Annotated in this window: 1 protein-coding gene; it reads left to right on the top strand. The window is 50.2% G+C overall.

Annotated elements, in window-relative coordinates; genetic code table 11:
* Positions 1-1,077, top strand: a 1,077-nt coding sequence (locus tag SHEWPOL2_RS22020; RefSeq protein WP_037431833.1) for an IS4-like element ISSba6 family transposase, incomplete at both ends; no start/stop codon positions are given.

Below are 1,077 nucleotides of genomic sequence, written 5' to 3'. Positions count from 1 at the left end.
AGGGCGTTGCGACGTTAAGACGGCGTAAATTGCCGATGGACGCGATGATTTGGGCCGTTATCGGAATGGCTTTGTTCCGAGGGGAGTCTGTTCGGTCACTCATCAACAAACTCGACATTGTTTTGCCGCAAGAGATTGATTATGTTGCACGCAGCGCCGTGACTCAGGCGCGTAAACGATTGGGCAGTGAGGTTATTAGAGAAGTATTTAGCCGCAGCGCCAATACCTGGCACGCGAGAGCTGAACATCCTCATTGGTGCGGTCTTAACTTGTATGGTGTTGACGGTGTCGTGTGGCGGACACCCGATAGTGTTCAAAATCAAGCCGCCTTTGGACGAACCGCCAACGCTTTAGGCGAAGCGGCTTATCCGCAAATTCGCATGGTTTGCTTGATGGAGTTAAGCAGCCATTTATTGGTCAACAGCGCCTTTGATTCGGTTGCCGAAAATGAAATGAACTTAGCGTCCCAGCTCATTCCTAGCATTCCCAATCACAGCCTAACCCTATTTGACCGAGGATTTTACTCGCTCGGCCTGCTGCACGCTTGGCAGCAAGCGCAACCTGATAGCCACTGGTTGTTGCCATTGAAGAAAGGCACTCAATATGAAGTAGTGCGAACGCTGGGGAAACATGACCAGTGGGTGAAACTCACCACGACACCTCAAGCCAGAAAGAAATGGCCGCAGCTCCCAGATACCCTTGAAGCGCGTTTATTGACTAAGACAGTGAAAGGTAAGTCAGTCGCCATTTTGACCTCGTTGACAGACCCGATGCGTTACCCCAGCGAAGACATCGTCGACTTATATGCCCATCGATGGGAAATCGAACTGGGCTATAGAGAGATGAAACAACATCTACTGGAGAGCCGTTTTACGCTCCGCAGTCAACTACCGGAGCTGGTGACTCAAGAGTTATGGGGCGTGCTACTGGCCTACAATCTCATTAGATATAAGATGTTGCTGATGGCTAAAAGCTTGCCATCGGTCCATCCCAATCAACTGAGTTTTCGGGATGCGGCGAGTTATATCATCTTCAAGTTGACACAACTGTCATCACAAACACCGGGGAATGTCCCGA

This window comes from Shewanella sp. POL2 (genome assembly GCF_000282755.1).
In the GTDB taxonomy this organism is placed as follows: Bacteria; Pseudomonadota; Gammaproteobacteria; order Enterobacterales; family Shewanellaceae; genus Shewanella; species Shewanella xiamenensis.
Note: the sequence above shows the minus strand (reverse complement) of the source record. Positions and strands in the feature narration are given on the sequence as shown.